This is a genomic window from Spirosoma foliorum (assembly GCF_014117325.1).
Lineage (GTDB): Bacteria > Bacteroidota > Bacteroidia > Cytophagales > Spirosomataceae > Spirosoma > Spirosoma foliorum.
Window position 1 is genome coordinate 8618000 of the sequence record NZ_CP059732.1, and the last position, 26874, is coordinate 8644873.

Here is a 26874-nt window from a genome sequence, read left to right on the forward strand (position 1 = left end):
GCTTTATGAAAAGGCACGAGTGAATACTCGCGCCAGTGCCCGCAGCGCCAGAACTAAAATACCATTACATAATACTGGCAAAGAAATGTTTGTCCAAATTCATGGATCTGACGTTGATGGGTCGGTTTGAAGCCGTAGCGTTCGTAAAACTGCATGAGTTTGGGGCGGCTTGCATCGGTCTCTAGTTCAAGAGTTCGTATACCTCGTAACATGCATTCGCTCTTCCAGAAATCAATGATAGCCGCAAATAGATTTTGCCCGGCAAAAGCCCGACGAATGGCTAACTTATGAATGAAACTAGATGTGTTGTCAGGAACGTCGGGCCAATAGAGCGGATCTTTCCACTGCAGAATGAATACGGCAGCGGGCTCTGGTTCGGTACCATCTTCACGGTCCACATACATCACATACAAGTTGCCCGTTGTGTTCTCATCCAGTAGATTTTCTGGGGTGAGTGTATCGATTTGCCAGAGCTCCTGGCCATTGTCAACGAGCCATTGACCAACCTCACGCAATACATCAAATGCTACGTCTGTCCGGTCGTTTCGGAACGAAAATTTCATAAAAAAGAAGCAGGTTGTCTATTGAAAAACTAGGCAAAAGCAGGGTTTTAGGAGCCTCTGGCTAACAAGCCTCTGAGGCTCGATAACATTCGGAATAGCTTACAAGTTAAGCCAATATGACTGACTTAAACAAAACAATCCTACCGTCGCTGGGCAGCGGCCTGATTGGTGCCTGTGCACTAACGATCTTGCATGAAACGGCTCGCCAATTCATTGACGAGGCTCCGAGAGCTGATATACTGGGTATGCGGGCGATGAAGAAGGTTCTCAAAAAAGCCGATGCCAAGGTACCTTCTGATGACGAACTTCACGACTGGGCACTCGGAGGTGATCTCGTATCGAATACGCTTTACTACAGCCTGATAGGCCTAGCAAAACCTAAACATGCGCTGGCCGCTGGCGTTGCTTTAGGCGTTGTGGCAGGAGTGGGTGCAGTAGGCTTACCTGGCCCGTTGGGTCTGGGGACAGCACCTAGTAGCCGCACGCCAGCCACGGTTGCCATGACTATTGGTTGGTATTTGATTGGTGGACTGGCAACGGCTGCCGCTTATCGATTTTTGAAGCGTAAGTAAATTTATTCGGTTGCACACCGATACCAATCATCTGCTTCTAGTAGCGACCCGTAGCTCTGAAGCAGAGCGTCCTATTGTAATTGCTAGAGAGCTATCTGAAGAATTTATCTCCTTTTAAACCCTCGTCATACTAATGTATCAGATAGAGACTATTTGTGGAATTTTATAAATAACGAGTTAGAGATTTGGTTAAATTGTTGCTTTAGGCAATAGAGCTCCATACCAAGTTCTTACTCTATCCATGAACATTCGTTACCTGATCTTTTTGCTGATAAGCTATACCTTATCCTGCACATTCGTTTATGCCGATTGCCAGGCGCCCCAATACGCTTATACGTATAGTATTACTCATCAATCGGCTGACTTAAGTTGGTTCTACTTTGGTAGTAGTTCGCCAATATATCAGATACAATGGCGTATATCGGGGAGTACAACCTGGACGACTAATCCTCCGGTACAGACAACTACATATACCACGCTAACAGGACTTGCGAATAATACTGCGTATGAATGGCATGTGCGGTCTATATGTGCAGCAGGTGATACATCGGTTTACGGTAATGTATCTACCTTTCAGACGAAATGTGATCCGCCCAGTAATCCGGCCATAGCCAATGTGACGCATCAATCGGCACAGCTCAATTGGTATACAACGCTTAGCGGGTTTACGTATGAAATACAGTGGAGACCAACAGGTGCAACGACCTGGACAGTAATAGGTGGTCTGGCTGGTAATTCCTTTACGCTCTCAGGTTTGACTGATGAAACCCCCTACGAATGGAAGGTTCGGACGACCTGCTCGGCAGCTGCAACGTCTGATTTTGTGACAGGGCCGATTTTCCAAACGCATTGTAAGCCTCCTACCAATCCTCGACTAACGCTGACTAATCCCGATGCTGTAGAACTCAAATGGGACAGCCCTCAGACCAACGCTCATTTTGACTTACAATGGCGTCTAACCGGAGCATCAGACTGGATATTGGTAGAAGGTATTTCGCTTTCTGAATACGTTTTGACTAGCCTGACTAATGGAGCTACTTACGAGTGGCGAGTACGAACGGCATGTTCGGCTACATCAAAATCTGCCTTCACCGATATACAGCAATTTCAGACCAGTTGTCCATTACCCAGTTTTCTGTCTTCCGGTTCAGTAACCAATAATTCGGCTGTCTTGCAATGGCGGGCCTCGGCGAGTGAGCTTCAATGGAGATCGTCTGGAACAACTACCTGGAATACGGTGTCGTTAGCCAAATCGCCTTACAGCCTGACGGGATTAACGAATAATAAGACCTATGAATGGCGTGTAAGAACGGTCTGTTCGGCTTCGGCGATGTCAGATTATTCACCTTTGCAACTGGTTTCTACCCAATGTCTGGCTCCTACAGGTGCCAGGAGCTCGCCAAATGCAACGGGCGGACTAGAACTATCCTGGGATTCTACCGATGGTGGGCCATTTGAAGTACAATGGCGTACCACGGGGGCAACTAATTGGTCTTCAGTAGCTGGTATTTCTTACACGGGCTATACGCTTACGGGTTTAACGCCCGCAGCAGTGTATGAATGGCGGGTGCGTAAAGTATGTTCCCCTACGGATTATTCCGATTTTGCTACAGCTCAACCTGTTCAAACGAGTTGTAATGCACCAACATACACCCAGAGTGCGAATGCCACAAGCACAACCATCGACCTGTCCTGGAATGCAGGCGAAACCAGTGCCCAATATGAATTGCAATGGCGGGTTACCAATACAACAAACTGGACAACGGTATCGGGTATTACTTCTACGGGTTATTCCCTAACGGGTTTACAGGCAAATGTTTCTTATGAATGGCGGGTGCGTAAACTCTGCTCAGATCAGGTTGCCTCTGCCTTTACCGCCAATCAAACGTTTACGTTAACGTGTTCATCACCAACCTATTTTTATACGAACAGCATTGGTATTTCATCTGCTGTTATAGGTTGGGGTGGATCATCGACCTATCCTCCTTACGAGGTTCAGTATCGCGTAGTTGGAGCGGCTGACTGGACACTATTATCCGATTTGGCAACGCCCTATTATGCTCTTAAAGGGCTTAGTAATAACACAACCTATGAATGGCGAGTCAGGTCGGGTTGTTCGATAGGTGGAGCAGCCGATTTCTCGGGGATACAAACCTTTCATACACAGTGTGGGGCTTCATTATCTGGCCTTGCCGTGGGAGATATCGATATCAGTTCGGTAAAATTAACCTGGGATAATGCTACTAGTTTTAGTCTTTATGAGATACAATATCGTGATATAGCTGGTGGCGATTGGGTTGGACTACGGCCCGAAGGAACTGAAACTGACCGTAATTTTGGTATCTTCCCATTCATGATGCCTAAAGAGTATAGACTTTATGGCTTAACGTTTGGCAAAACGTACGCATGGCGAGTTCGGGTAATTTGCTCACCTTCAGTTTATTCAGATTTCGTGGATGGGCCAACATTTATAACGGCCTGTCCAACTCCTCCGCGTATAGATAGTTATCAGCGAACGAACACATCGGTGTCCGTTTCCTGGGAGTACTCTACTGCAGCATCAGGTTACGACGTTCAATGGAGAGCCGTGGGCGCTAGTGCATGGAATACAGTTAATGGCGTGCAGAGTAGCACTTACCTGTTAACAAACCTTAGTCCGGGTACTGTTTATGAGTACCGAGTCCAGCGGGTATGTTGGTCGGGTATTGTAAGCGACTATTCGAATGTGGCAACGATAGTTGTACAATGTATAACTCCACCTATTGTCAACAAGGCAAGCGTAGTATCGGCTTCGTCAGCACAATTGACCTGGAGGTACCCTGCTATCTATGAGAGTGATGCGGCTATTATTGTCCATGAGCTGCAATACCGGATTGCTGGAACATCAGACTGGACATCGGTAACTGGTATCGTTGGTACAGCGTATTCGTTAACCGGACTGACAACTGGATCTAGTTATGAATGGCGGGTGCGGGCAACCTGTTCGCCAACTGTCGTATCTGATTTTTCCGCGACGTCAACGTTTGGATTAGTCTGCCAGGCAACTTTTGATTATGTATATACTGCGGAAACGAGCCCAACGACGGCCCAATTAGTCTGGAGTAATCCGGCCTTACCATCCAGTAAACCCTATTCGTTACGGTGGCGAATAGTGGGCACAACAGTTTGGTCGACTTTGTCGGTGGCAACATCAACCTATTCATTGACGGGCCTGACGAATAATACAACCTACGAATGGCAGGTTGCCACTGATTGTAATGGCTATTTATCTGATTTTTCAACCCTTCAATCGTTTCAAACAAGTTGCCCTAACCTTGGCTATACATCTTTGAGCGCAAGTAATGTGGGCACTACTAGTGCTCAACTGAGCTGGAGTGGAGCTAGTCAGGTTCCAGGATTAACCTACAGCGTTCAGTACCGAATTAGCGGTGCCGTCATCTGGTCGGAGGTAAATGGCCTGACGAGTCCGTCGACATCACTGACCGGTTTAACCAATAATACAACCTATGAATGGCGTATTCGAGCCAACTGTGAGTTCGGCTCAACGTCTACCGTTTCGTCAATTAATACATTCGCAACCATATGTTATAGTCCATGGAATTCTCATCCGGATGCCGCTACAACTCAGTCTGTTTCCACTGTCTGGAGGCCTAATCCAGACAATGTCTACGTTAATTTACAATGGCGGGAAGCCAGTGCAAGTACGCCATGGAACGTTGTAAATGGACTGACCGGTTATGCTTATTCGTTAACCGGGCTGACACCCGGTACGACTTACGAATATAAACTTCAGGGAGCCTGTTCGACTAATGATCTGGCCTCGCCGAACGTCTTCCCTTTTATGACGCTGCCTGTTAGTTCGACGGCACTTTCGATCTATACGGATAGTTCATCGTATCAGGCCATACGCCTGAATTGGACAGGTCCCGATCGTACAAACTACATCTTGCAGTGGCGGGTAAGCGGTGGAAGCTGGACTACAACAGGGCCGCTCTCAACTAAAAGATACCTATTGACAGGTTTAACTACAGGTACAATCTATGATATCCGGGTTAGTTATGTTGGCGATAATGCTGTAACGTACGAAGCCACTTTATCTGCGAAACCGTCCTGTCCTTCAATCTTGAATGCGCGCGTATCCGCTGTTGCAAGTACATCGGCTCAATTAACCTGGACGTCTGTCGATGCCCCTGTATCGGTGCAATGGCGTGTGGCAGGAACAACTCAGTGGAACACCATAGCAGGAGTGACTGGCGGGGCCTATTCACTGACTGGCTTAACCAATAACGTGATTTATGAGTGGCGACTACAAACAATATGCTCTGCCAATGTAACAAATGTGACTTACCCCAGCTCATTCCGAACAAACTGCCAGGTGCCCAATGGGATGTTTACCCTCAATATGACACCTCAATCGGTTCAATTGAGGTGGGAGGGGACTTCCGCGCAATACTCTGTACAATACCGTGTTGTAGGGGTACCTACCTGGACTACCGTAACAGGGGTTACATCGACTAGTTATACCCTGACTGGATTGACAGCGAATACACTTTACGAATGGTCTGTGTCTGCTAGTTGTGAGGGGAATAGTACCTTGTATGCTATTCCCGTACAGTTTATACCACAGTGCAGTGAGCCTCCTCTGATACAGTTGATAAATCCATTAGCCCCCGATCGGGCACAGTTAGGATGGTATGGAACAGATCTTTCCTACCAGTTACAATGGCGGGTTGTAGGAGCCACAACATGGACGGATATTCCTACCGTAACGTCTCCTTATACACTAACAGGCTTAACAACGGGGACAACGTATGAAGCTCGGATTCGGTCTGCCTGTGCTGTTGCCAACAATGGTGAATTTGTGTTAATACGTCCATTTACTCCTCAATGTCAGGACTCGTACTATTACAATGATTATAAAAGTACGACAAACATAACCTCTGGTACTGCTCGACTAAACTGGCAGGCCAACTCATTATTAGCTTATCGTTTGCGGTGGCGGATTATGGGTACTAATTCCTGGACAAACGTCCCCGGCTCCGTTACATCGCCATACACATTGACTGGTTTAACGAATAATACAAGTTACGAATGGCAGCTTCACACAGACTGCGAGCCTATGTATTATGCTGCATCTCAGGTTTTTCAAACAGCCTGTGCTATGCCGGGGGGCTTTGGGGCGGAACCATTGACTGCCACATCTGTGAATCTGCACTGGACCAGATCGGGCGAAGAAGTAGCGTATGAGTTACAGTGGCGTGTCCTTGGCGAATCGGCCTGGACTAGCGTTTCGGGAATTACAACTACAAATTATGTACTAACTGGGTTAGGGCCTACTGCTACTTATGAATGGCAAGTGCGCAGCCAATGCTTAGGTGTTTCGCCGTTTCAGTTAACCACTTCTTTTAAACTGGGTGATGATTGTTCACTTAATATCTATACCGTTCGGGCAGGTTCCTGGGATGACCCAACGGTATGGTCCTGCAATCGCATTCCCACATTGACCGATCAGGTGAAACTGAATCACGCACTCGTCATTCCAAACGCCTATGTGGCAAAAGCATTGACCATACGCTACGAAACGGGAGCCAAACTCACCTTTGGAATAGGATCAAGCATAAAAATGGGAAACTGAATTTTCGACAGGATTAACAAGATTAGTAGAATGGAGAAATCTTGTAAATCTTGTTAATCCTGTCGAAAAATTAACAAACCTCCGTTTCACAATCCTCTTCAGCCACGAACTCAGTCTCAAGTGTCGCGTGGCTAATTTTCTGGTGTTCAAGTCGATGGCGGGCGTCGTGTTTGAGCGTAACGATTTGAGAATCTGACAGACCCGGTTGCAGAACAAGGTGGGCCGTGAGGGCGTTTTCGGTTGTGCTCATGGCCCAGATATGGACGTGATGTACATCTTTTACGCCCGTTACGGCTCGCAGATCGGCCAGCACAGCCGTGAGGTCTATGTCGGTAGGGATACCATCCATCGATAATCGCAGACTATCGGTGAGTAAGCGCCAGGTGGAGCCCATGATAATAATGGCAACGAGAATACCGATAACCGGGTCGAGCCAGGTCCAGCCCGTGTAGGTGATCAGGACACCAGCTATCACTACGCCCAGCGAAACCAACGCGTCGACGGCCAGGTGTAGGTAAGCCCCTTTGGCGTTCAGATCATGCTCTTTATTTCGGAAAAACAGCAGAGCCGACACCGTGTTGACAACAATGCCGACCGCAGCAACCCAGGCCACAGCACCGCCCGCTACAGGTTCAGGGTGGCGAAACCGCTGGAGACTTTCCCAGAAAATAGCCCCGATGGTTATTAATAAAATAACCGCGTTCGTCAATGAAGCGAGCACCGTACTTTTTCGGTAACCGTATGTAAAACTTGGCGTTTGCCGAACACGCGCCAACCGAAACGCCAGCAGCGATAACAATAAGCTCGCTACATCGCTGAGATTATGACCCGCATCGGCAATGAGTGCCAGTGAGTTATAATAAAAACCCAAAGCAAATTCAACCGCCACGTAGCCCGCATTCAGGATCGCGCCAATAATTAACGCTCGGTTGATAGATGTTAAAACAGTAGGGCCGTGGCTGTGTCCCGCGTGGTCATGATGATCGTGCGCCATATTTTTTAGTAGCGCGGACATCTTGTCCGCATCGCATAAGTGTATGCTAAATCAGCTATGCGGACAAGTTGTCCACGCTACATTTACAATTTTAGTTTAATACCTCCATTGATGATTCGACCATCGGTTGGGGCGTAGATATCTGTAACAAAAACAGGTTGCGTAGTCGTGCCACTCACCAGTGATTCGAAGCGTGACTGTCGCACATCGAGGAAATTCTCGAAGTTAATGAAAATGCTTCCTTTTATCGTTTTTCCAAACGACCATTTCCGTTCAATCATGTAGCCCAGTGTCCAGTAAGCGGGTGTATTAGTGCCATTCATTCGTTGTTGCGTGCCTGAATAAAAAGCCTCAAAACCGGTTTTTAACCGATCCGTTTCGTAGAGTGTGGTAAAATAGAGTCGGTGTTTGGCCGTCAGCGGAATCATGCCCGTCAGGTTGTCGTAATTGCGTTTGGTGTCAATAAACGAATACCCCAGAAAGCTATGCAGATCGTGATAAGCCAGCCGTACGTTTGTTTCAAAGCCGCGGGTTGATAAATTTCCGTTGGCTGTACGAAAGGCCGCCAGACCACTTGTCGACAACACCGTCAGGCGATTCAATTGCGTATAAAAAAATAACTGATTAATCGTCAGTGTGGTTTGATCGCCTAACTCAGTACGGTAATTAATGTCCCAGTTCAAGCCCATCGACGATTCGGTTTGGTTGCCATTCATCGATAATAGATTAACATTCTGGAAGGACATCCGTTCGGCATCTTCCGTGAAAATAGTTGGCGCTTTATAGCCAAGTCCGCCACCCAGTCGGCTTGTCCAATGGTCGGCTGCCCGGTACAGTAACGAGAACCGAGGGAGCAAAAACAGTTTCGGACTAGAGGAATTGGATGGCGTATTGACGGTCGTTGTCACAGCATCGGCCCGTAAGCCTGTCTCCAGACTGAATCGTTCTGAGAGCGTTAATGTGTTCTGAACAAAAGCACCGACAATGGATTGGTGGTAAATGTCGCCTGTACTGACTGTGTTGAGGGAGTTTTCCAGCCGGAAAGCATCCGTCCACAGATTTACACCGGCAATCCAGTCGGCTTTTGCCTGGTGTTTGAAATAACTCACCTCCGAAAAAGAGGATTGCTGCAACCCATCGAAACTATAATTGGGCAGCGCTATCGATCGTTGGAAGCGACTATAACTGTTTTTGACGGTCAACACCGCATCATTGGTAAACCGCTTTTCCAGCCGAAACTGCGTGGCTAATCGTCGGGAGTCATTCGCTTCGGTATAGCCCGTCGACGTTTCGCTCCGAATCGTTGGAATATAGCCTCCTGTTCGGTGTTCATTGACCCAGATCACCCCTGCCGAAACCGTGGTCGTTGGGTTAGGGTACCAGAAAAATTTTGGCTGAATGGTTGTGCGGGCCGTTTGTGGCAGATCTGAAAATTGGTCGTTGTTGGCGTCGTACGCTCGTTGCAGATTGCGAGTGGCGTAGAACGTCATCCCGACTTTTTCATTGCGTTGGGCATAATACGCATTAAGATCAAGCCCGAGCGCCGACGTACCGTTAAGCAGAAAGGATAATTCTCGTTCACGCGTTGGCTCTTTCGTTACTAGATTGACGAGTCCGGCAATGGCTCCACTTCCGTACAAGGTTGATTGACAGCCTTTCACAACTTCCACCTGTTTCAAATTCAGCGGAGGAACCTGCATCAGACTCAATCCGCTCGAAAAGCCACTATACAGCGGAAGCCCATCCTGCAACAACTGAGTATAACGCCCATCAAGCCCCTGAATTCGGAACGTCGCATTGGCCGACATGACCGACGTTTGCTGCACCTGAATCCCTGGACTTTCGCGCAGAATAACCGCGATATTGGCTGGTTGCATGTTCGCTTTTTCGTCGAGTTCTTCGGCGTCAATGACTTCAACCCGTGTTGGTTCATCGGCAACACTACGGCCACTTCGGGTAGAGGAAACGGTGATTTCGTCCAGTGATTCCTCCGACGGTTTGAGTGAAATTTGCAGTGTATCGCTACTCGGTGCGATAAGCGTGTGCAGAACGGATTCGAAACCTACAGCCGAAATGCGTAGCCGGTAAGGGCCAGTTGGCGGCAGGATCATTCGCGTAAAACCGGCAGTATCAGTCGCAGCACCAGTTGTGGTACCCACTACTAGAATCGTTGCACCGGGAATTGATTGCTTGGTGAGTGCATGCCGAACAGAAACGCGCAGGGTATCCTGAAGAAGAGGTTTATTAGAAGAGACCGAACTCGGGAATACTGTATTGCCCCAAACGGTCTGGGAAAAAAGTAGAAATAAAATAAGGTTTTTCATCCTGTATGGAGATACAATGGAACATAGCGACTGATTGATGACCAGTCGGAAGAAAATCCATGAAAAACACTTATAATTTTGGCGGTTGCCAGATGGCGAGCGCTACGTCTGACTGATTGGGAGATTGGTAAGCAAAGACCTGATTCGTAGAGATCAGTACACTTTGTAGTTCAGAGATTGTATAGCCAAGCGGCCGGGGAATTGAAAAGCCAAGGCAGGTTGTGCAGTGGCAAAACGGGCTGCAGGGTGCCTTGTGCCCGTGGTCGGGATCATCAGTTGAATGCGATGCCGATGAAGTATTGGTCAGTCTATCTTCTTGCGCATGACAGTCTGCATCGGGGCAAGGGAGGCCCGTCAACAGCAGAATCCACAACGAAAAAAGACACATGACCGCTTTCATGCCCGCAAAGGTAGTGGGCTAAGTAATGCAACAGGTAGTCAAAAAGGGGTGGACTCTTGCTTTTGCCGGCGCAATACGGTTAGTTTGTGTTAACGTTCTTTGTTTTCCGTCAAATTAGCTAATGGTTTTCCTGAGAGGTTCAGGAAATGAAAAAGGAATCGTGTGAAATTCACGAGCAGACGTTGCTACTGTCAGTGACCATTTAGAAAAGGGTTTGCCCTCGATGTCCATTGTCTTACCCCATCGGTTCGCCGAAACGGGCGGGATGAGAAGGACGGCAGATACCGTCACAAGCCAGGAGACTTGCCTTAGCTTTGCTGATTACGCCTACACGCGATTGGGCTTCATCAAACTTGACCATCCTATCTTTTTCCTGCTTCGTTTTGGGGCTTGGTTAGGTGTGTCGTGTTGATAAAGTGTTGATAACGTGTAGCCGTATGGAGTTCGGCATCGAACGCGATCAACCATTTTATCATTTAACAACATGATCGCACACAATCTCGGCTATCCACGAATCGGTAGCCACCGCGAACTCAAACGGGCCTCTGAGCAATTCTGGGCCAACAAAATCACCCGTCAGCAGCTTCAGGACGCCGGTCGAACTATCCGACAAGGCAACTGGCTGACCCAACAGCAGGCTGGCATTACGCTGGTTCCCTGCAACGACTTTTCGTTCTACGATCAGGTGCTCGACATGTCCCTGACCGTAGGCGCGATACCGAAGCGGTTTCGCCCGCTGCTCGACCAGCCTGACGCGGCCCATCAAAACGCTGACCAGCTAACGCTCTATTTCGCTATGGCGCGGGGCTATCAGCAGGATAGCCTGGATCTGAAAGCGATGGAAATGACCAAGTGGTTCGATACCAACTACCACTACATCGTGCCGGAGTTTACTGCCGATCAGACGTTTACGCTTCTCTCGGAGAAAGTTTTTGACGAGTTCGAAGAGGCCAGACAAACGCTGGGAACTACACCCAAACCTGTATTACTCGGGCCAGTTTCGTATTTGTTACTCGGCAAAGAGAAAGAAGCTGGATTTGATCGATTGGATTTGCTGGATCGCCTATTGCCCGTTTATGAAGCGATTCTGACGCGTCTGCAAGCGCAGGGAGCCGACTGGATTCAACTCGACGAGCCGACGCTCTCACTGGATTTGACGAATGGCCAACAAGCCGCTTTTGCGAAAACCTACAATCGGCTGCGCGTACAATTTCCAAAACTTAATTTACTGCTTGCGTCGTATTTCGAGTGCTACGGGTCTAACCTAAATCTGGCCATTCAATTGCCGGTTGATGCCCTGCATCTGGATATGGTTCGGTGCCCAAGTCAGTTAGACGATATTTTGCAAACCGATTTCGTGCACAAATCAACGAAGTTGTCGTTGGGTGTGGTTGACGGCCGAAACATCTGGATCAATGATCTGGAAAAATCGCAGGCAACCATTCAGCGGGCCGTTGAGAAACTTGGCCAGCACCGAATTCTGGTTGCACCGTCGTGTTCGTTAGTACACGTCCCTGTCGATCTGAACTCGGAAACCAACGAACAGGGATTAACCCCCGAAATTAAGCAATGGCTGGCCTTTGCCCGGCAAAAACTGGACGAAGTCGTCACGCTCATAACGTTATTCCGGCAACCCGAGAACGCCCAGGCAACGGCAACATTAGCCGCCAATCAGGCTTCGTTAGTGGCCCGTCGGGAATCGACATTGATTAATCGCTCTGCTGTTCAGGCACGCCTGAATCAGTTGACAGAGAAAGATGACCAACGTCAGAGCGAGTTTGCTGTGCGCCAACCGCTACAACAGGCGCGTCTGCAATTGCCTTTATTTCCAACAACCACGATTGGCTCGTTCCCGCAAACAGAAACCGTGCGCGCCAATCGAGCGAAGTTTAAAAAAGGCGAAATCACCCTCGACCAGTACGAAGATTTTATTCGCGCCGAAACTGAACAGGCTATTCGCTGGCAGGAAGCGATTGGGCTGGACGTGCTGGTGCATGGTGAGTTTGAACGGAACGACATGGTCGAATACTTCGGCGAACTGCTCGACGGGTTTGCCTTCAGCGAAAACGGTTGGGTGCAGAGTTATGGCTCTCGTTGCGTGAAACCGCCCATTATTTACGGTGATGTTTACCGCCCTGAACCCATGACCGTGCGTTGGGCGCAATTTGCCCAGTCGTTGACCAACAAACCCGTTAAAGGAATGCTGACCGGCCCGGTAACCATTTTGCAGTGGTCTTTTGTGCGGGATGATCAGCCGCGTCGGGATACCTGTTTGCAGATTGCACTGGCTATTCACGACGAAGTAGTCGATCTGGAAGCGGCTGGCATTCGGGTTATTCAGATTGACGAACCGGCCATTCGGGAAGGTTTGCCGCTGCGGAAAGACAATTGGAAGACCTACCTGGACTGGGCTGTACGGGCGTTTCGGATTTCAGCTTCGGGCGTTCAGAACGACACGCAAATTCACACCCATATGTGTTATTCGGAGTTCAACGACATGATCGAAGCCATCGCGAACATGGATGCCGATGTGATCACGATCGAAACGTCGCGGTCGCAAATGGAATTGTTGGATGCGTTTGTCAATTTTAACTATCCGTACGAAATCGGTCCTGGCGTGTACGACATTCATAGCCCGCGTGTACCAACAATTGAGGAAATGGTCGATCTGCTTCAAAAAGCGACTAACGTGCTGCCTGTTCGGAACTTATGGGTAAATCCGGACTGTGGATTGAAGACGCGCCGGTGGCCAGAAACGACTGAATCCCTAAAAAATATGGTGCAGGCCGCCCAAACAGCGCGCGAATTAGTTACTGAGTCTGTATAATCATAAATAAGTGGTCTTCTGCCAACTAGTTGGCAGAAGGCTTACCTTTGCAATATGGATTTCTGCGGACCTTACGACAAATACCTTGCTGAGCATAATCAGGAGTTCCTGCGTGCCCCATTACTAGCCGGTTGGGAGTTCAGACAGAAAACAACCCCGGTTGCTGAAGGAGTAGAAACCGCAGGGTGGATGTCGTTGGCCAAAGCACAGGACTGGAAGTTACCCGCATCAATTCGACGTGAGTTGCTAAGCAATACAATGGTCATTGTAATTACGGATCTTGACCAGCTTATCCAGTATGTGAATACTCCATTTGAAACAATGACGGGTTATTCCAGCCAGGAGACCCTAGGACGCAGACCCGCTTTTTTGCAGGGAGAAGGTACGTCTCTGCGAGCACGACGGCATCTCAGGCAAGGTATTGAACGGCAGAAGTTGGTACGTGGACAATTGTTGAATTACCGAAAAGACCAAACCGCTTATCTGTGTCAGATCGTGATTCGGCCCATCGTAAATCGGCAGAAACAAGTAGTCAATTTCATTGCCTTGGAACAGGAGGTCGAATCGAATGGAACACCTATCGTCCGGTAAACACGAACACACCGCTTGCCCCCGCTGCCATCGCACATTCGAGTGCCGCGTTGGGAGTATCAATTTGTGCCAGTGCCAGGTAGTTCAATTGACGGATGCTCAGCGGCAGTACGTCAGTTCGACCTATCAGGGCTGTTTGTGCGCTGACTGTTTATTAGCCGTCCGATCAGAATTCAATCACCTGGCTCACCAGAAACTAGTAGCCGATTTATTACGTGGACATTAACGAAACGCCAGAAATACAGGCCCGAATCGCAGCGGCCGAAACCCGAATCTTCAAAGCTGTTTTTCCCAGCACAACCAATCATTACGATACGCTTTTTGGAGGTACCGCCCTGCAACTGATGGATGAAGTGGCGTTTATTGCCGCCACTCGGTTTTCCCGGAAGCGCATGGTTACGGTTTCTTCTGACAAGATCAATTTTACCAAGTCGATTCCGGCGGGTACGATTATCGAGTTGGTTGGTCGGGTCGAGCATGTGGGGAATACCAGTATTCGGATTGCGGTAGAAATTTACGTCGAAGAAATGTACTCGATGGAGCGCCATAAGGCTATTCATGGAACGTTCACGTTCGTGGCGCTCGACGAGGATAAAAAGCCAATACGAATTATCTAGAAAAGCGTTTTTCTGACAGGATTTACAAGATTAACAAGATGCGGTTTCGCTTGTCAAAATCTTGTAAATCCTGTCAGAAAAAAAGCATATCCGGTAACCGGACATCATGCATTATAAACTGACAACAACACTTAAAAAAACAGATACCGAAGGCCGAATTCCGGCTTATACATTAGATCAATACATTCGAGGTGAATTGGTGCAGCAATTAATCAAGTTGGTTAGCCCCCGTCTGCCCGTTGCCCGAACCGATAAGTCAGCCTACACAAACCCGGAAACAGTTGAGTTCACGGCGGAACTGACGTTGCTGAAATCGCATCAATGGCAACAACTAAAGCAATCGTTGCTGGGAACCATCGAATCGCTACCCACTGAGCAGCAGATTTCGGTTCAACAGTTAATTCGAGAGATTGATCAGAACTAAAGGTTAATGCTTCTTTGTAGTCTGGTCGTTGGAGCATCTGGCCAGACTACAAAGAAGCAGAAAAGCGTTTTTTTGACAGGATTAACAGGATTTATTGATCGGAAATATCAGCAGAATAAATCCTGTTAATCCTGTCAAAAAAAGAACTTGCCCTACACTCTATCGTGCCTTACCTTTGCCTCGATGAAAATCGCACTGGTCTATATTCTCCTGATCGCAACATTGCTGCCAACTGTCAGCCAGTGGGGGACTATTGCTTATTATCACGCCAATAAGGACTACATCGCTCGTGTTCTTTGCGAAAATCGCGATAAGCCCGAAATGCATTGCGACGGTAAATGCTATCTGGCTAAAAAACTGAAGGCGCAGGAGGATCGACAGGACAAAGAGACGGCTACTCGTCTGGAAAACGTGCCAGTCATTACCCTGTTTTGCTCCGACCTCAGTACGTTTCTGATCGTGCCACAAACCATTCGGTTGGTTACCACTCAATTGCCGCTCTACGTAGCATCCGCATATCGTGCGCCTTTAAGTGCCGTTTTTCAGCCTCCCCAGATTTAATCTTTCACATCTTGCTTCGTGCCCTTTGGCGATTCTTTCGTACCAAAGGCTAGTCCATTGTGTGTCCATAACGAGCTAGGTTATGGCCCGTAGGGCCTTCACAGCGTAGCGTCGGTAGAAAATCCCCATGTGTAGATAACGTGTGCCGTCAGGTACACAATAATTATGTACCTGACGGCACATTTTATCTTTGAAACCGATTTTTTCTACCGACGCTGCGCTGTGAAGGCCCTAATGGGCCATAACAAATGCAATCTAATCCTGAATTTACGTTATGAGCCATTCAATGATTTGTTGTATTAAGGTATTGATTAGTAATCGATTGTGAATATCTTCCTCTGATCTACTTTTTGCTATTAAAAACTCGTGAGGACATTTGTACTCTATATACTGCTGTTTGCAACGCTGCTACCGATGGTTAGTCCATGGGGAATCATTGCGCATTATCAGCTCAATAAAGAGTACATTGCCCGTGTCCTTTGCGAAAATCGGGACAAGCCACAACTGCATTGCGATGGGCAGTGTTATCTGGCCAAACAATTAAAGACACAGCAGGAAAAGCAGGATAAGGAGACAACTGAGCGGGTACAGAATTCGCCAGTTATGCAACTGTTTTGTCAGGTAAGCTTTTCCTTTGAGTTTCTTCCCGCCTGGCAATTAATCCTGCGTGCTGGGTTTACAGCGTATTACTTTCCAGCTTACATTGCTCCGTTAGCGAGCCTGTTTCAACCACCCCGAGTTTAAGTCGTTTTCGCTAAAGACCGCTAAGGCGGACTGTTGAAAAAGAACAGTCTAACAAGCCTTACAGGTCTGAAAATTCAAATTCTCGACTTAAACTAATCATATTGTGAAAATTTATAAGTTACTCATAACCGCCTGGTTATGGGCTATGATTGTCTATTCTGCTTCCGCTCAGAACGTAAAACAAGGGCTTGTCTTTGACGCCCAAACCAATGAACCTTTGCCCGGCGTGACCCTTGCCTGGGCTGATGGTAAATCGGGCACTGTTACCGATGCAAACGGCCATTTCTCGTTAATTAATAATACTGCAAAAGTCATTGTATCGGCCGTCGGTTATCGTCGACAGGAGATTACATTGACACCCGGTCAACCTATACGGATTGCGCTGGAACCCGCTGCCGAAGACCTCCAGACGGTGGTTGTAACCGGAAATCGGGAAGCTGCGCTCCGTACCGAAACCCCCATCGCGATTTCCAAGCTCTCGGCCAAACTGATCAACGAAACGAAGCCGACGAGCATCTATGAAGTGATCAATAAAACGCCGGGAGTGCTCATGGTGAACCTTAATAATGAGCAACACATGATGGCCATTAGGCAACCGATGACGACCAACGCATATTTTCTTTACATGGAAGATGGTGTTCCAATTCGGCCGATGGGTGTGTTTAATCACAATGCACTGCTCGAAATGAATCAGTTCACGGTCAGCTCGATAGAGGTAGTCAAAGGCCCTGTGTCGTCGATTTATGGGCCAGAAGCGGTAGGCGGTGCGGTGAATTTCATTACGCAGCGCCCAACGGCTGTGCCAACGGCCCGTGTAGGTATTCAGTTTGATCAGTGGGGCTACCAGCGACTTCAGGTTGGGGCTGGAGCGAGACAGGGTAAGTTTGGGATTTACCTCGGAGGCTTCATATCACGGCAACGGAATTCATGGTTAGCCAGCTCCGATTACGATAAATCGTCGTACTTCGCCCGGCTCGAATACGCCTTTACGCCTAGAACTCGCCTGGCGGGTACCTTGTCGTACAACGATTATAATTCGCAGACGAGCGGGAGTGTTGATAGTTCGGCATTTTTTGCCCGTCAGTATGTGAGCACTACCGATTTTACGTACCGAAAAACCTTCTCCTTACGCAGCCGTCTGACCCTAGAACATGACTGGCAGAACGGTTCGCAATCGTTCATCACGGCTTTTGTTCGAAACAACAGCGTGGGGCAGAATCCGGCTTATTCCATTCGGTGGACAACGGGTGCGGCAACCGCAACGGGCCAGATTAACAGTAACGATTTCAAGAGCTACGGCTTCATTGCGCAGCACACGCAACGGTTGAATTTCCTGAATAGCAAGCTCATTGTTGGCGCTACACTCGATCTGTCACCCAACACGTATTATGCGTACCAGACCGATCTGTCTGCCGAGTTAAGAGCTGATAAAAAATCGGTGATCAAATACACGCAGTTGCAAGAACGTCCTGATATTCAGTTGGCTAACTACCAGGCCGATATTCATAACGTAGCGGCTTATGTACAATATGATTTCGAGCCCTTGCCCAAATTGCGCGTATCGGCAGGCTTGCGCTACGACCGAATGGCCTTCGATTATACCAATGCACTGGATAAAAGTTCGGGCAGTAAGGACTATAGCCAGGCCACTCCGAAAATTGGGGCAACTTACGATTTAGGCAACGGGAAAGGGCTGTATGCCAACTACGCTAAAGGCTTTTCGCCCCCTGCGCTCACGTCGATTTTCCTGAAACGAACCACCCCAACGGCTTCCGGCGATCAGTTTTACTACAACCTTCAGCCCGCCAAATTCGACAACATGGAAATTGGTGGTTGGGCTTCCTTGCTGAATAATAAGGTGTATGTCGATGCGGCACTTTACCAAATGAACGGCACAAATGAACTACTCAGCATTCGTCAGCCTGATAACTCTACCGATTACCAATCGGCGGGTCGGACACTGCACCGGGGCGTTGAGTTGGGGGTTACCTACCGACCTTCGAAGCAGGTATTCTTCCGATTTGGGGGCACGCACGCGGTGCATCAATTTGTTGAATTTACGCTTAGTCAACGGACTTCCGATGCCATACAGAACGTAAATGGGAAGGATATGCCATCAGCCCCACGCACGCTCTGGAATACCGAAATCTCGTATTATCCATCCTGGCTTCAACACTTCCGTACATCGGTCGAGTGGCAGCATGTGGCGAGTTGGTACCAGAATCAGACCAACACGGTTAGTTATGGTGGGTACGATTTTGCCAACGTCCGGGTTGGGTATCAGTGGAAAGGCATTGAGGTATTCTCTAATATCCTGAACGTAACCAACGCGCTTTTCGCCACCAACGCTACCCGCGGAAACAACGCCACCGATCGCACCACCTACACCCCAGCCGCACCACGCACCTTTGTGTTTGGCGTTCAGTATAGTATTTCAGGAAAATAAATTTCTAAACACGGAGAAACGGAGGATCGCACGGAGTACACAGAGAAGTTTCATTTAATTCCGTGCACTCCGTGTAACCCTCCGTTTCTCCGTGTTAAACTAGACAAACCATGAAAAGCCTACTCATCACGCTCCTCCTTTTCAGCCTGCTTGCTGAAAAACCAGTCAATGAAACCGCCGTTTCGAACCCGCAATTCGTTGGAGCCGTCCCTCGTTTAACAACCGATGCTTCGGGTAACCCGCTCCTTAGCTGGGTAGAAAAAGAAGGGGATAAAGGAAGTATTTTTTATTTCGCTGTTTCGAAAGATGGCGGGCAAACCTTTGGCGAGAAAATACGTGTGAAAGCACCCGCTACGCTGTCGGCTCATGCCGAAGGGATGCCGAAGATTGCCGAGAAAGCCGATGGTACATTACTGGCGGTTTTTGAAGTGCCCAATCCTACGACGGCTTCACGTTTTGCTGGAGATTTACTCTATACGATGTCTTCCGATAAAGGGCAAACCTGGACTGAACCAACGCCAGTTCATCAGGATGTCAGACCCGGAACGAGTCATTCGTTTGCTGACATTACGCGCCTGCCCAATGGCGAAATTGGTGTGGCCTGGCTCGATGAAAAATTGCCGAATCGAGAGGGGCGGCCAGTCGTGTTTGCGCAGACAACGAAAGGCAAAGGCTTTGGTTCGTCGGTTCTGGTGGATGATAATGCCTGCCAATGCTGCCGTATGAATGTGTTTGTCGATACTAAGAAGTCCATTCACCTGACCTATCGTGATTTGCTGCCTGCCGCTAAGGCTGGTGAAATCGCTTCCCGTGATATGAGCACGGCCATTTCGACGGATGGTGGCAAAACATTTAGTAAACCGCAGGTTCTGTTTGCCGATCATTGGCAAGTGAACGCCTGCCCACACGCGGGACCCATTGTGGCACAAGTCGGCAACGATATTCTGACCACCTGGTTTTCGGGGAAGGAAGATGCTGCCGGATTACGACTGGCTCGTTTGGGTTCTGATAAGTTGGTATCTAGCGTGCTATCGAATCGAGCGAAGCACCCTCAGATCGCGTCGGCTGGTGGACGATTGGTGTGGGTTTGGGACGAATCGATCTCAAAAGATGGCTCCAACGAAATGGGGTCATTTGTGCAGCGCATCGGCATGCGAACCGTAGTTGGTGGAACTGTTACCCCAACTACTTATCTAACTCCCGAATCGGTTGATGCCACCTATCCGGCCGTGCTTGGCACAAAAAATGGAACGCTGGTTGCCTACGAGCAAACGAAGGGTAAGCAGAACACGGTCATCGTCGTGCGGTTTTTGGAGGCACAATAGGCCAATAACTTGCCATGTTCTCAATGGCTTCCGCTTGCGAAACTGGAAGCCATTGAGAACATGGCAAGTTGGAAAGGCATGATCGGTTAAGAGGTGAAATTCAATTAGCGGATCAATTGTCGCTTTAGTACGCCACCGATAAAACTGCCGATGAAAGTGAGAATCATTGACCCGTAAAGGCCAAATGCTTCCAGGTCGCGCGCACCGCTGGTTTGAGGAGTTTTCGTGAAAAAAGTATATCCCAGCCAAAGGGTTGCGGCCTGAATAATTGCCAGCGCCCAACCTTTTCGGGGTTCCAGGTAACCGATAACCGTAGCAGCAATAGCTGCCAGCAGATAGGGCAGATGGATTACCGGAGCATTTTTGATAACTACCAGCAAAACCACACTGTTGATCAGAATTACCACGGTATGGCTGAGTAGCTTTCGGTCAAAAAAAACGTCGGATTTCGGAGTGGCTGTTGCTGCCATCAGGCGTTCGGATTCTCTTAACGAAGACGCCCGATTCAAATCCTGTTGGGCCTGTTCATCATTTTCCAGGTGCTGGCGGGTGGTTCCCCGGCCCTGAAACGCATCGGCATCTAACCCTTTGGCGTGAAATACGGCTTTATCAAACTCCAGATAGGCGGCAGAATAATCCTGTTGATCGTACAAAATATGCCCCATTTCCAGATGTAAGTCGGCAACGGTATCATCGTAACTTTCGCCTTTCTTTAAGGCGTCGATAGCCTCTTGAAGTTGGCCTAAAGCTCGATAACATTTGGCCTGATACAGATAAGCAACACTGGAAGTAGGTTCTTTTTGAAGATAGCGCTCAAAAAAATTCAGTGCATCGACAGACTGACCTGCTTTGTAAAGCTGTATGCCCACCTGCAGTTTCTCAACGTCTTTCTCCGACTTGGTTCGTAAATCGGCGTAATAACGCAGGTAAATAATATAGCCAATAATGGCCGCTGCAACAAGTAGTTCCATAAGCGTACAAAAGAAGCATCCAACTATCCTACTAACAACAGGCTTGCCTTCTACGTTTATTCGGAACCTCGTGCAATAAAAATGATTTCTACAGGTTTACTTTACCCTTTATTTGGATGAACCGCTGTCTGAAGATACAACTATGCGAATTTTGATTGTTGAAGATGAATGGGAGGTTGCTTCGCTCATCAAGGCTGGTTTAGAGGAATATGATTTTGAGGCCGATACAGCGGGCAACGCCATGGAAGCGCAAAAGCAACTGGCTGACAAAGAATATGATATTGTAATCCTGGATGTAAATCTGCCGGTTATTAACGGATTCGATCTGTGCCGCATGATTCGCAACCGCTTTGAAACGTTGCCTATTCTGATGCTGACCGCTTTTGGTAGCACTGATAGTAAAGTGAACGGATTCGAAGCCGGCGCTGACGACTATTTGGTAAAACCCTTCGAGTTCCGCGAACTAGTTGTTCGATTGCGGGCCCTGAATCGGCGGAGTGGGGCGGCATCGCAGGAACCGTCCATCCTGAAAATTGCCGATCTTGAATTTAATCAGCAAAGCAAAGCCGTAAAGCGAGGAAATCAGAAGCTAATGCTGACCGCTCGGGAATTGGCATTGCTTGAGTTTTTCATGAAGAACCAGAACAAAGCCCTTACCCGTAACGAAATTATGGAGCACGTCTGGGATCTTAATTTCGATACGGGTACCAACGTAGTAGACGTATACGTCAATTACTTACGAAAGAAAATCGACAAGGATTTTCCCGTCAAACTGATCCATACCATCAGCGGCATCGGCTATATTATGCAGGCTACTGATGACTAAATGAATGGATAAAGAATAATGTAACATGAATAATGGATGGAACCTCAAATTATTAACTGATTGTCAGTTATTTATAATTAGGACTTACGCAAAAGTGGTAAATTGAAATAAAAAATAGCTTGAAGGTCACCGCACAACTTTACGGACAGTTTCTACTGAGTAGCCAGATCAACTATACGGCTACCTACTTGGGTGATCACCTGGAAGGGATCACCCATGACAATGTGCAGTACTTTCTCAAAGCTAGCCGAGTGGCACCTCGCCAGGTCTGGCAACATGTCCGCCACCAAATTCAACTGGATACCGATGGCTATATCCTCTTTGATGATACCGTGCTCAATAAAGAACATAGTCATAAAATTGAACTGGTTCGTCGGCAATACAGTGGAAATGCTCATGGAATCATCAAAGGCATCGGTGTGGTTAATTGTGTCTACTTCAATCCTAAAATTAATCAGTTCTGGCTCATTGACTACCGTATTTTTAATCCCGATGAGGATGGAAAAAGCAAGTTGGATCATGTGTTGGACATGCTTAACCAACTAGCACCCCGCCAGATCAGTTATCGAATCGTCTTAATGGACAGTTGGTATGCTGTGACCGACCTCTTCAAGTGGCTCATTACCAATGAAAAACTGTTTTACTGTCCTATCAAGAGCAACCGTAAGGTCGATGATTCAGGTGGCAAAGAATCGTATCAACCTGTCAGCTATCTGAGCTGGTCAGCTCAACAGGTGCAGCAGGGTAAGCTGGTTAAAGTACACAAGATGCCTCAAAACACCTATCTTAAACTGTTCCGCGTACTGGTGTCTACCCACCGGACGGACTATATCGTCACCAACGATTTAGCTCAAAATGAGACGAGTGCCGCTGAAGAAAAAAGTGGTATTCGTTGGACAATTGAGCAGTTTCATCGAGAAGATAAGCAGATCACGGGTCTGGAATGTTGTCAATGTCGATTAGCTCGTAGTCAACGCAATCACATTGGCTTAGCGGCTCTGACTTGGTTACGTTTTAAACAGTTGGCTTATCAGACTAAGAAAACGGTTTACCAACTCAAACAAGGCTTATTAGATGCTTACCTTCGTCAAGAGTTGGCGAATCCTTCAGTTGCCTTTGCGTAAGTCCTAATAATGTTATTTTTTGTCATCCCGACGCCAGGAGGGATCTTCGGCAACTGATTACTTACCGAAGATCCCTCCTGGCGTCGGGATGACAAAAAACTAGTCTAATTTTATTCGTAAATCCTCCATAATTCACGTTAATGCACGATGGATAATGTAATGTGTTGATTGCTAGGAGCTATTATTCATTCTGCCTTATCCATTCATAATTAGCTCTCATGAAAATACGCACTCGACTTCTGGTTACGTTTGTGGGAATCGTAGCGGCTATTCTGCTCCTGTTTTCGGGAGTGGTATATGCCACGGCAGAGTATTTCCGGCAACGTGATTTTTATAGTCGACTAAGCGATAAGGCTAAAAACGTGGCCCGGCTGCTGCTGGATGAAGAAGAAATTGACCTTCGTTTGTTTCGAATCATCGAGCGCAACAACATTACAGCGCTCCCCGAAGAACAAATCAACGTTTACGATCACAACAATCACATTCTGTATTCAACACGCGATAGCTCTATCGTAAAGCCCGAAGTCCTGAGTTTTATTCGGACGAAGAAAGAGATTTTCTTTCGGAAGAATCGCTCTGAGATTGTGGGCTTTACGTATCAGCATAAGAATCAGGAATATGTGCTGGTGGCGTCTGCCTACGACCAATACGGGAAAGAGGAAATCGGCCATTTGGGTACAATCATGATTGTGGGTCTGGTTTGCAGTCTGGCTTTGGTGGCTGCCGTAGGCTGGGCCTATGCCGGTCGAACGCTCAGACCAATTTCCGATGTTGTTCGACAGGTCGATCAGATTACAGCGTCGAATCTGGATCAGCGTGTCACGGCTGGTAGCGACCACGACGAACTGGCTCAACTGGCCCATACGTTCAATTTGATGCTCGACCGCGTGCAGGAAGCCTTTGAAGTTCAGCGAAATTTTGTGGCCAATGCGTCGCATGAATTACGCACGCCACTTACCATTATTACAGGGCAAATTGAGGTGACCCTACTCAAACGGCGTACCGTTGAAGAACACGAAGAAAAGTGGAAAGCGGCCCTGGGCGTGATTCAGCGCATGAACAAACTGACGAATAACTTGCTGGATTTGACGATGGTTAGCTTGGGGGCTACACCCCTGAAATTCAGTGAAGTGAGTGTCGATGAGATTATTTATCAGGCGGCCCAGATGCTCATGAATCGACAAGCCGACTATATGGTTGCGTTCTCATTCGAGGGTGAAGCTGAGCAAGTGCCATCCTCGCTGACGCTGGAAGGAAATAAATCATTGCTGTATTCGGCTTTCTTCAATCTGATGGAAAACGGCTGTAAGTTTTCGGAGAAAAAACGGGTAGATGTTATTCTCGGAGCCAATGAGTGGTGGGTAACGATTACGTTTAAAGATGAGGGTGTTGGTATTTCAGAAACTGATATAAAAAGTATCTACGAACCCTTCTTCCGGGCCGAAAACGTCAAGCGGATTCACGGGCATGGTGTCGGCCTACCGTTGACGTACCGGATTATTCAGCTTCACCGCGGGCGAATCAATGTGTCTTCACAAATTGGGCAGGGTACCACGTTTACCATTCAATTGCCCAAACATTTCTAATCGATCTCTAATCGACTTCTAACTAACCTCTCATCACCTTCTAAGAGGTCCTTAATTAATGCTGTAGTTGATTAAACGAACTTTGTTACCTGAGTCTTAGAAGCTGTTTGAATTAAGTCTTGGAAGTGAAAATGAAGTTTTTTGTCATAGTAAGCTCGCAAAAATCACATGAACTCTATGGGGATTTTGCGAGCTGCTATGGCAGAAAATCGTTTTTATAGTACTAGTTCAAATGGATTCGTGAAGTGGCGATATAAACCATTTTGGATCATGGATAACAACGTTAATGGAAAAACGAACTTCAGAAAACCGGCCAGCTGGGTGGTTGTATGGGGATTGATCTGGTTGCTTGTTGCCTATAACCTCTATTTCGATAACCGCTTGAGCAACAGCAATTATCGTGCTCAATACGAGGCCGAAAGTCAACGCGCCGATTCATTATACAACGAGAAAGTCCGGCTAGAACAACGGCTGCGACAAATCGAAAAGTCGAGCGTACGGAAACTATCAACCAGTCAGTCCGACAAAGGCGACAATCTAGTGAGAGCCCAGGAGTTATAAGATTGAAGTAATGGGTAATGAATAGTGAAGAATGGAATGTTGTTGATTGTTAGTGTTTTATCTGGGTTGACTGTTCATTATCCATTTTACATTATCCATTACCTATCCCTTAAAGAGTACAACTATACAATGAACATGAACACGAAGAAACCTATTTTTCAATCTATTGATCTCAGCAATTGGCAGGGCGACATCCGGGGAGGAGCTATTTCGTTCCTGGTGGCAGTGCCTTTGTGTTTGGGAATCGCACTGGCTTCGGGAGCACCGCTGTTTGCGGGCATCATCGCTGGTATTGTAGGCGGCCTGGTTGTCGGTATTTTTAGCCGGTCGGCGTTAAGTATTTCGGGACCGGAAGCGGGCCTGATTGTAGTGACACTCAGCGCGATTCAGGCATTGGGTTCATTCCCTGCCTTCTTGCTGGCTATGTGTATCGCCGGTCTTATTCAGATCGGTCTCGGGTTTGCCCGAGCCGGTATTGTTAGTAACTTTTTTCCATCGTCAGTCATTAAGGGAATGCTGGCGGGTATTGGTATTATTCTGATTCTGAAGCAACTACCGCACCTGGTGGGTTACGATGCCGATGCCGCTGAAGGGCTTACACTTTTCCAGCCGGGCGGTTTCAATATCATTGAACAACTGCACATGGCGTTGGGGCAATTCCGGGTCGTGGCGATTTTGATTACGATTGTATCGTTAGCCGTATTTTATGTGTGGGAACAGCCTGCTTTCCGGCAGCGTGCTTTTGCTAAAAATGTACCGGCTGCGTTGGTCGTCGTCGTGCTGGGTATTTGCATCAATGAACTGATTCGGGTAATTGCCCCAGAATGGGTATTGAAGGGGAATCACGTTGTTCAACTGCCTGTTCCTGAAAGTACAGCGGCCTTTTTTCATCTATTTACGTTGCCCGATTTTTCGCAGTGGACTAACCCGCTGGTCTATACATCGGCAGTAGCGATTGCTATGGTTGCGAGTCTGGAAGCCCTGTTGGCTATCGAGGCCTCGGACGAACTAGACCCGCTAAAACGGAAAACACCGGCCAACCATGAGCTGAAAGCGCAGGGAATTGGTAATTTGATTAGTGGGCTGATTGGCGGTATTCCCCTTACTTCGGTTATTGTTCGAAGTTCGGTAAGTATCAACGCGGGTGCCCGAACCAAGCTGGCGGCACTGATTCACGGCACGTTGTTGCTGGTTTGTGTGGTAACGTTACCGACTTTGTTAAACAAAATTCCCTGGGCTAGTCTGGCGTCAATTCTGTTAGTGACGGGTTATAAACTGGCTCGTATTGAGATTGTTAAAGCTGTTTTTGCAGAGGGTATCACTAAGTTCATTCCGTTTGTGGTTACCATTCTGGCAATCCTATTGACCGACTTACTGACAGGTATTGGCATCGGAATGGCAACGGGTATTTTCTTCATCCTGCGCGACCATTATCAGAATACACACAGCGTCCGAATGGATTATGACAGGGATATTAAACGAATTCACGTAAGTCTGGGCGATCACGTGTCCTTCCTGAGCAAGGCTAAATTGGTGAAACTTCTAAAGAGTGTTCCTGATAATTCTATCATTGAAATTAACGGAACGGAGTCGTCTTACATTGACAGCGACGTTGTTACCGCTATTCAGAACTTCGGGGTCGCGGCTCGTCAGCGGAATATTCGGCTTATCTTTTTGCCAAGCCGCGTAGCTGATTCACAAGTTGTTCGTACATCATCCCAAGAGCTCGTTAACAGCTTCCGCCCTGCAGGAGCATCTAGTGTTCCTGCCTAACAGGGATGCC

General features: G+C 47.8%; 21 protein-coding genes and 1 riboswitch. Of the genes, 16 read left to right on the forward strand and 5 right to left on the reverse strand.

The window, feature by feature from the left end; translation table 11 throughout:
* Positions 1-53: 53 nt before the first annotated feature.
* Positions 54-563: a GNAT family N-acetyltransferase gene (locus H3H32_RS36135; RefSeq protein WP_182460525.1), complete on the reverse strand. Its 510-nt coding sequence runs from the start codon at positions 561-563 to the stop codon at positions 54-56.
* A 116-nt stretch (positions 564-679) separates the two neighbouring features.
* On the opposite strand from H3H32_RS36135, the gene H3H32_RS36140 reads away from it, so the two are divergent.
* Positions 680-1135, forward strand: a complete 456-nt coding sequence (locus H3H32_RS36140) for a hypothetical protein (RefSeq protein ID WP_182460526.1) — start codon at positions 680-682, stop codon at positions 1133-1135.
* Between the two features lie 241 nt (positions 1136-1376).
* Positions 1377-6770 (forward strand): fibronectin type III domain-containing protein, encoded by a 5394-nt coding sequence (locus H3H32_RS36145; RefSeq protein ID WP_182460527.1) that lies wholly within the window; start codon positions 1377-1379, stop codon positions 6768-6770.
* A 70-nt stretch (positions 6771-6840) separates the two neighbouring features.
* Here H3H32_RS36145 and H3H32_RS36150 read toward each other — a convergent pair whose 3' ends face one another.
* The 3 genes from H3H32_RS36150 to H3H32_RS36160 all read right to left on the reverse strand — a co-directional run bounded on the left by H3H32_RS36150 (position 6841) and on the right by H3H32_RS36160 (position 10488).
* A complete protein-coding gene (locus H3H32_RS36150; RefSeq protein ID WP_182460528.1) occupies positions 6841-7764 on the reverse strand; it encodes a cation diffusion facilitator family transporter in 924 nt (307 codons plus the stop codon).
* 83 nt (positions 7765-7847) lie between these two features.
* Positions 7848-10088: a TonB-dependent receptor gene (locus tag H3H32_RS36155; RefSeq protein WP_182460529.1), complete on the reverse strand. Its 2241-nt coding sequence runs from the start codon at positions 10086-10088 to the stop codon at positions 7848-7850.
* A 70-nt stretch (positions 10089-10158) separates the two neighbouring features.
* On the reverse strand, positions 10159-10488 hold the full coding sequence (locus H3H32_RS36160) for a DUF6660 family protein (protein WP_182460530.1): 330 nt from the start codon (positions 10486-10488) through the stop codon (positions 10159-10161).
* A 105-nt stretch (positions 10489-10593) separates the two neighbouring features.
* Positions 10594-10813, forward strand: a riboswitch (cobalamin riboswitch).
* A 159-nt stretch (positions 10814-10972) separates the two neighbouring features.
* Here H3H32_RS36160 and metE point away from each other — a divergent pair.
* The 9 genes from metE to H3H32_RS36205 all read left to right on the forward strand — a co-directional run bounded on the left by metE (position 10973) and on the right by H3H32_RS36205 (position 20023).
* On the forward strand, positions 10973-13315 hold the full coding sequence (gene metE / locus H3H32_RS36165; protein ID WP_182460531.1) for a 5-methyltetrahydropteroyltriglutamate--homocysteine S-methyltransferase: 2343 nt from the start codon (positions 10973-10975) through the stop codon (positions 13313-13315).
* 54 nt (positions 13316-13369) lie between these two features.
* Complete coding sequence (locus H3H32_RS36170) at positions 13370-13906, forward strand: PAS domain-containing protein (RefSeq protein ID WP_182460532.1); 537 nt, start codon at positions 13370-13372, stop codon at positions 13904-13906.
* On the forward strand, positions 13884-14132 hold the full coding sequence (locus H3H32_RS38375) for a cysteine-rich CWC family protein (RefSeq protein ID WP_182460533.1): 249 nt from the start codon (positions 13884-13886) through the stop codon (positions 14130-14132). Before H3H32_RS36170 ends, H3H32_RS38375 begins: the two co-directional genes overlap by 23 nt.
* Positions 14122-14523, forward strand: a complete 402-nt coding sequence (locus H3H32_RS36180; protein WP_240543596.1) for an acyl-CoA thioesterase — start codon at positions 14122-14124, stop codon at positions 14521-14523. Before H3H32_RS38375 ends, H3H32_RS36180 begins: the two co-directional genes overlap by 11 nt.
* Before the next feature lie 106 nt (positions 14524-14629).
* Positions 14630-14947 carry a hypothetical protein gene (locus tag H3H32_RS36185; RefSeq protein ID WP_182460534.1) on the forward strand — a complete coding sequence of 106 codons (318 nt, stop codon included), beginning with the start codon at positions 14630-14632 and terminating at the stop codon, positions 14945-14947.
* Positions 14948-15130: 183 nt separating this feature from the next.
* Complete coding sequence (locus H3H32_RS36190; RefSeq protein ID WP_182460535.1) at positions 15131-15508, forward strand: hypothetical protein; 378 nt, start codon at positions 15131-15133, stop codon at positions 15506-15508.
* A gap of 366 nt (positions 15509-15874) precedes the next feature.
* Complete coding sequence (locus H3H32_RS36195; protein ID WP_182460536.1) at positions 15875-16252, forward strand: hypothetical protein; 378 nt, start codon at positions 15875-15877, stop codon at positions 16250-16252.
* 145 nt (positions 16253-16397) lie between these two features.
* Complete coding sequence (locus H3H32_RS36200; RefSeq protein ID WP_182464591.1) at positions 16398-18698, forward strand: TonB-dependent receptor; 2301 nt, start codon at positions 16398-16400, stop codon at positions 18696-18698.
* Between the two features lie 110 nt (positions 18699-18808).
* On the forward strand, positions 18809-20023 hold the full coding sequence (locus tag H3H32_RS36205; RefSeq protein WP_182460537.1) for an exo-alpha-sialidase: 1215 nt from the start codon (positions 18809-18811) through the stop codon (positions 20021-20023).
* Between the two features lie 104 nt (positions 20024-20127).
* Here H3H32_RS36205 and H3H32_RS36210 read toward each other — a convergent pair whose 3' ends face one another.
* Positions 20128-20994, reverse strand: coding sequence for a tetratricopeptide repeat protein (locus H3H32_RS36210; RefSeq protein WP_182460538.1), 867 nt, complete (start codon positions 20992-20994; stop codon positions 20128-20130).
* Positions 20995-21136: 142 nt separating this feature from the next.
* Here H3H32_RS36210 and H3H32_RS36215 point away from each other — a divergent pair, with 142 nt between their 5' ends.
* The 5 genes from H3H32_RS36215 (at position 21137) to H3H32_RS36235 (ending at position 26864) form a co-directional block, all read left to right on the forward strand.
* Positions 21137-21820, forward strand: coding sequence for a response regulator transcription factor (locus H3H32_RS36215; protein ID WP_182460539.1), 684 nt, complete (start codon positions 21137-21139; stop codon positions 21818-21820).
* Positions 21821-21939: 119 nt separating this feature from the next.
* Positions 21940-22944, forward strand: a complete 1005-nt coding sequence (locus H3H32_RS36220) for an IS701 family transposase (RefSeq protein WP_182460540.1) — start codon at positions 21940-21942, stop codon at positions 22942-22944.
* Positions 22945-23162: 218 nt separating this feature from the next.
* Positions 23163-24530 carry a HAMP domain-containing sensor histidine kinase gene (locus H3H32_RS36225; protein WP_182460541.1) on the forward strand — a complete coding sequence of 456 codons (1368 nt, stop codon included), beginning with the start codon at positions 23163-23165 and terminating at the stop codon, positions 24528-24530.
* A gap of 270 nt (positions 24531-24800) precedes the next feature.
* A complete protein-coding gene (locus tag H3H32_RS36230; RefSeq protein ID WP_182460542.1) occupies positions 24801-25091 on the forward strand; it encodes a hypothetical protein in 291 nt (96 codons plus the stop codon).
* A gap of 135 nt (positions 25092-25226) precedes the next feature.
* Positions 25227-26864 carry a SulP family inorganic anion transporter gene (locus tag H3H32_RS36235; protein ID WP_182460543.1) on the forward strand — a complete coding sequence of 546 codons (1638 nt, stop codon included), beginning with the start codon at positions 25227-25229 and terminating at the stop codon, positions 26862-26864.
* Positions 26865-26874: the final 10 nt, after the last annotated feature.